Annotated in this window: 5 protein-coding genes and 1 pseudogene; 3 read left to right on the forward strand and 3 right to left on the reverse strand. The window is 44.5% G+C overall.

The window, feature by feature from the left end:
• Together F6J94_RS30345 and F6J94_RS30350 are read left to right on the forward strand one after the other, a co-directional pair.
• Window positions 1-1,195, forward strand: a pseudogene (locus tag F6J94_RS30345) (photosystem II high light acclimation radical SAM protein); the annotation flags it as partial.
• A 70-nt stretch (window positions 1,196-1,265) separates the two neighbouring features.
• Window positions 1,266-2,618 (forward strand): DICT sensory domain-containing protein, encoded by a 1,353-nt coding sequence (locus F6J94_RS30350; RefSeq protein ID WP_293047103.1) that lies wholly within the window; start codon window positions 1,266-1,268, stop codon window positions 2,616-2,618.
• 49 nt (window positions 2,619-2,667) lie between these two features.
• On the opposite strand, the gene F6J94_RS30355 is transcribed toward F6J94_RS30350, so the two are convergent.
• Entirely contained in the window at window positions 2,668-2,877 is a 210-nt protein-coding gene (locus tag F6J94_RS30355; RefSeq protein WP_293047105.1) for a hypothetical protein, read from the reverse strand.
• 13 nt (window positions 2,878-2,890) lie between these two features.
• Between F6J94_RS30355 and F6J94_RS30360 the strand changes: the two genes are divergently transcribed.
• On the forward strand, window positions 2,891-3,526 hold the full coding sequence (locus F6J94_RS30360) for a pentapeptide repeat-containing protein (protein WP_293047107.1): 636 nt from the start codon (window positions 2,891-2,893) through the stop codon (window positions 3,524-3,526).
• An 86-nt stretch (window positions 3,527-3,612) separates the two neighbouring features.
• Here the strand turns inward: F6J94_RS30360 and F6J94_RS34500 are convergent, their stop codons facing one another.
• Together F6J94_RS34500 and F6J94_RS30365 are read right to left on the reverse strand one after the other, a co-directional pair.
• Window positions 3,613-3,777 (reverse strand): hypothetical protein, encoded by a 165-nt coding sequence (locus F6J94_RS34500; RefSeq protein ID WP_365939904.1) that lies wholly within the window; start codon window positions 3,775-3,777, stop codon window positions 3,613-3,615.
• The gene (locus F6J94_RS30365; RefSeq protein WP_367142290.1) at window positions 3,708-4,277 is read right to left on the reverse strand and encodes a Uma2 family endonuclease; all 570 of its coding nucleotides are present in this window, start codon (window positions 4,275-4,277) and stop codon (window positions 3,708-3,710) included. The genes F6J94_RS34500 and F6J94_RS30365 overlap by 70 nt, the downstream gene beginning before the upstream one ends.
• Between the last annotated feature and the right edge of the window lie 565 nt (window positions 4,278-4,842).

Consider the following 4,842-nt stretch of genomic DNA (forward strand, 5'->3'; position numbering starts at 1 on the left):
AAACGAGCTAAACGATATAACCCAGACGCTCGCCTGATTGTGGGGGGTGGAGCAGTTAGTGTATTCTATGAGCAGTTGGAAAATAAACTGCCAACTGGAACCATCGTTTCCAGTTGGAGAAGGGGAAACCTTACTCACGAAACTTCTCCGGGGTCAGGACTTCGATGATCAGCGCTGTTATGTGGTAGGGCAAGCTAAGCCACGCGATCGCATGATCCATGAGTCTCCCACTGCCATTGAAAAAATTGCTTGCAACTACGACTATATTCAAAGCATCTGGCCGAGCTTTGATTATTACTTCCAACAGAACGACTTTTACATTGGAGTTCAAACCAAGCGTGGGTGTCCCCATAACTGCTGCTACTGTATCTATACCGTTGTAGAAGGCAAACAGGTACGGATTAACCCGGCAGATGAAGTGGTAGCAGAAATGCGGCAACTCTATGACCGAGGCATCCGCAAGTTCTGGTTCACTGATGCTCAGTTCATTCCTGCCAAAAAATTCATTGGTGATGCGGTTGAACTGTTGCAGAAAATCCTTGATGCTGGAATGAGCGACATTAACTGGGCAGCATACATTCGGGCAGACAATCTTACCCCAGAATTATGCGACCTGATGGTAAAAACCGGGATGAATTACTTTGAAATTGGGATTACCAGTGGTTCTCAGGAACTGGTGCGGAAAATGCGCATGGGCTATAACCTACGCACCGTACTGCAAAACTGTCGTGATTTAAAAGCAGCTGGCTTCAATGACCTAGTTTCCGTCAACTATTCTTTCAATGTGATCGATGAAACCTTTGACACCATTCGTCAGACTATTGCCTATCACCGGGAACTAGAGCAAATATTTGGTAGGGATAAAGTAGAACCAGCCATCTTCTTCATTGGTCTACAACCCCATACCCATTTAGAACAGTACGCCTTTGACAAAACTATCCTCAACCGGGACTATGATCCCATGAGTCTGATGCCCTGGACAGCCAAGAAACTCCTATGGAATCCCGAACCCCTAGGGTCTTTCTTTGGTGAAGTTTGTCTGGAAGCTTGGCGGCAAAATTCTAATGATTTTGGGCGTGAAGTGATGAAAATCCTTGAAGAAAGACTAGGAGTGGCTCCATTAGAAGCAGCCCTCACTGCCCCAATATTACCAAATAAACACCAAGAAAAAAAACTAGTAAGTTTAAATAACTAGAAAGGGATAATGGCAAAATTAAATTAACAAGTTTAAATAACAAAATTTAATTAACAATTTTTTAGTAACCATGCGCTCAGGTTCGATATTACAAAAACTAGAACAAGCCCATCGCGGCACCAAAAAACCTCTAAGCTTTGGAGTTTATTACAAAAATACCTTAGTATCGCTGTGCCATGCCCTAGAAGACTTTATCCTAGAGTCTGACAGTGCTCCACTAATGATTACGGCATTCCAGCGGGGCAAATGGTATCTTGAGGAAGCTGAACGCTATGGCGATATAGCGCTGAAATCATCTCAGGTGGTGATCATGGCCGCACCGGATGCTGGCTTTGCTGAACATCCCACCAGTCAGCGGTCGAATGTTGCCCTAGTTAGTTTAGAGTCCTCCGATCCTGTAGCTCAAGAGTGGCACTTGATTATTATTTCTGAGACATACACAGCAATGGTGTTATGTCAAGAATTATCTGAGTCGGATTATGGCACTCAAGGACAGCCAGAGCAGGACCGAGAGCGCAAATTCTACGGATTCTGGACATTTGAGCCAGACTTGGTCAGGGAGACAGTGGAGTTTGCGATCGCTCACATTGGTAACTATAACCCAGACTTGCAAGCCAGCTTAACTGCACAACTTCAACAGATGATCGACAGCACCAAGCCACGAGACTATATTGGGGCAGTGGTGAATCGGGTGGTGGACTATCTTCAGAAGGGTCAACAAGAGTTACCGCCCCATACCTCCCCTAGCCATGCTCAGGTGTTAGACGATAACCTAGTTTCTAATGAAATGCAGGCTTTCTTGCGTATGGCTCAGCTAATTGACCAAGCGGATGCTGTGAATCCCAACGCTAGCGCTGAGGTAAAAAGCTTGTCTGAGACTATAGGCCAGTTGCTGGATTTACCAGCATGGCAACTGAAACGTTTAAGTCTGGCAGCACTCTTGCACCGTCTATCTCCCTTGCAGGGGGTCAAGATAAAACTACCCCCTAAGTCAGCTGCTCAGAAAGACGTGATCGAGAAGCAGGAATCTCTTCCGAGGGGATCGGTGTTACGGATTATGCCTCGATTGCAGGCTGTCGCTAACATTATTACCCACCAAACCGAATCCTGGGATGGTTCAGGACAACCGGATGGCTTAGCTTACGATAACATTCCCTTGGAATCGAGGATTTTGAGGCTGATGGCTTATTTTCAGCAGCAACTCAATACCTATAAATCTGAGGAGGATGCTCTGTCTCAAGCTCTAAGAAACTGTCAGGCATTGTCAGGGGAAGCCTTTGACCCTAAACTGGTGGAAACCCTGGGACTGATAGTGATGGGAATGCAGCAGGGTATGAGTTTGCAGGCTAATCAGCCTAAAATTGCTTCAGGGATGTGGTTGCTTGATTCCTTATCTGAGGAAAAAGTAACGGTTGAAGGATGAAGTAAGAAAAGTTGAAGGTTGAACGCGATTGCGTGGCCTTTGGCCAAGGTTATTTGGTTGAAGGTTGAACGCGATTGCGTGGCCTATTGGCCAAGGTTGAAGGTTGAACGCGATTGCGTGGCCTATTGGCCAAGGTTGAAGGTTGAACGCGATTGCGTGGCCTATTGGCCAAGGTTGAAGGTTGTTCTTGCCCAGGGATCCGGTGTAGGGTAGGGTGAAAGATGAACAGTTGAAAGCGATCGCGTGGCCTTTTGGCCAAGGTTATCTGGTTGATGGAAATTGAAGCAATTCGGGCGGGGAAAGTAAAGCAACTGCCAGGAGCAGATTTGGAAGATGAGGATCTTTCCGGTAGCCAATTGGAAAAAATTAATCTTGCTGGTGCAACACTTGTGGGGGTAAATTTTTCTGGCTCTAATTTAAATGGTGCTCGTCTCGATGGTGCTAACTTAATCGGTGCCAAACTGGAATCTGCTGACTTACGGGCAAATTTGCTTGGTGCTAATTTGATGCAGGCGGATTTGAGTGGTGCGGACTTGCGGGGTGGTAATCTGCGCGGCGCTAATTTGATGGGGGCTAAGTTGAGTCAGGCTTGCTTTACCGGTGCTTTTTTAAGTGGTGCCAATTTGATGGGGGTGAATTTGCAAGGGGTGGATTTGCGAGGGGCAGATTTGCGAGGAGCTAATCTTAATGGTGCCAATTTGAAGGGAGCAGATTTGTCTCAGGCAGATTTACAAGGGGCAACCTTAAGTGAAGCCAATCTGGAAGAGGCCGATCTCCGTGGAGCTAATCTATCTGGTAGTAATCTCAGTGGGGCGAATTTGCTTTGTGCTGAGATGGATGGGGCTTCTTTGAGTGGTGTTAATTTGGATCGAGCTTGTTTAGTTGGAACTTGTGTGCCTGAGGCATAATTGGCAATAGTGGGTAATCGATATACGGATATAAAGGATGGCAGCTGGGGAGGTGTGTGATGGAATTGCTTAGCAATAAGTAAGACTTATTTCGATTGAAAAAATTGACTTTTTAATTCCCGTAACATTCTGCTTGTTCCTTGATTAATTGCCTGTTCTACGAGTTGAGGAATCTGTGTAGTTAAGGATAAATTGGGAAAGGTTGGACTGAGCGACTGTTCTTGATAATTTCCATCTTTGATGATGTAAATTTTAAGTTGTTGTTTGCTAGAAATCCATACTTCAGGAACACCAATGGCTGCATAAACCTCAAAGGTTGTTTTTGTTCGCGTAGCGTCGGCTCTGCCGAAGTAACATCAGATTCAATAGCTAAGTCTGGGGGTGGATAAATGTCCAAGTCAATGTGAGTACAGCCTCGCATTTGAGGAGCATTCTGAATATAAAGACAGGTATCCGGTTCAACACCAGCAATTTCAGGACGTTTAAAGGTAGTTGAACCAAAATCTTCCCAGTCGCGCCCCTGTAGGTTTAATATGCCTTTAACAATATCGGCAATAATCCGGTGGGGTCTTTCGTGAATGGCAAGGGGGGACATGATTTCTAAATTTCCTTGATAGTAGGTCAGCCGCACTCGTCGCTTTTCCCCAAGTTCGTCAAGAATTGTTTCAAAGTCTTGCCATTTAAGGTTATTTATAGTAAGCGCACTACCGGGTGTGAGTTGGATAGCTTTGATGGGTATAGTAACGGTCATGGTTTTTCCTCAACTTTACCGACGTGATGGGTAATACCAAATCCGCTTTACCAAGGCTATATTCAAAAAAACACAAAGTCCTTGCCCAGAGCAGATTTGGGTATTTTTTGTAATCAGCCTATAATAAATGGACTTTAGACTAAATTTTGGGGTTTAAAAAAACTTCATAAAAAGCAATTAGGAATTGAAACCCATGCCTCAAGCACCAAAGAGCGTTTGAGATAGTCTTGGGCGATTTGATTATTTGTCTTTTTTGCCGAGTTTGGATTAGGGCTGCATTTTTCAAACTCTTCAAAAAGTCTTGCGTACCTACAATTGACTCATAGCACTGGCTGAGGACAACTGCATTAAAAATTGCTGTAATGACTATTTATCAAGGGTTTCAGCTGAGTAAGTCAATGTGACTACTCTCGTTGGGGAAGTTTCCGGTGAACGAGAATTAGTCTAAACTCCAGTAAGAGGGAAGAGGGAGAAAGTCCTGTGTTCTTGATAGGTATGCAAACCGCCGTAATTATACCCACTTACTTATTAAAGATATTTTAATTATACTAACAAATTAATAATA

Source organism: Moorena sp. SIO1F2 (assembly GCF_010672755.1).
In the GTDB taxonomy this organism is placed as follows: domain Bacteria; phylum Cyanobacteriota; class Cyanobacteriia; order Cyanobacteriales; family Coleofasciculaceae; genus Moorena.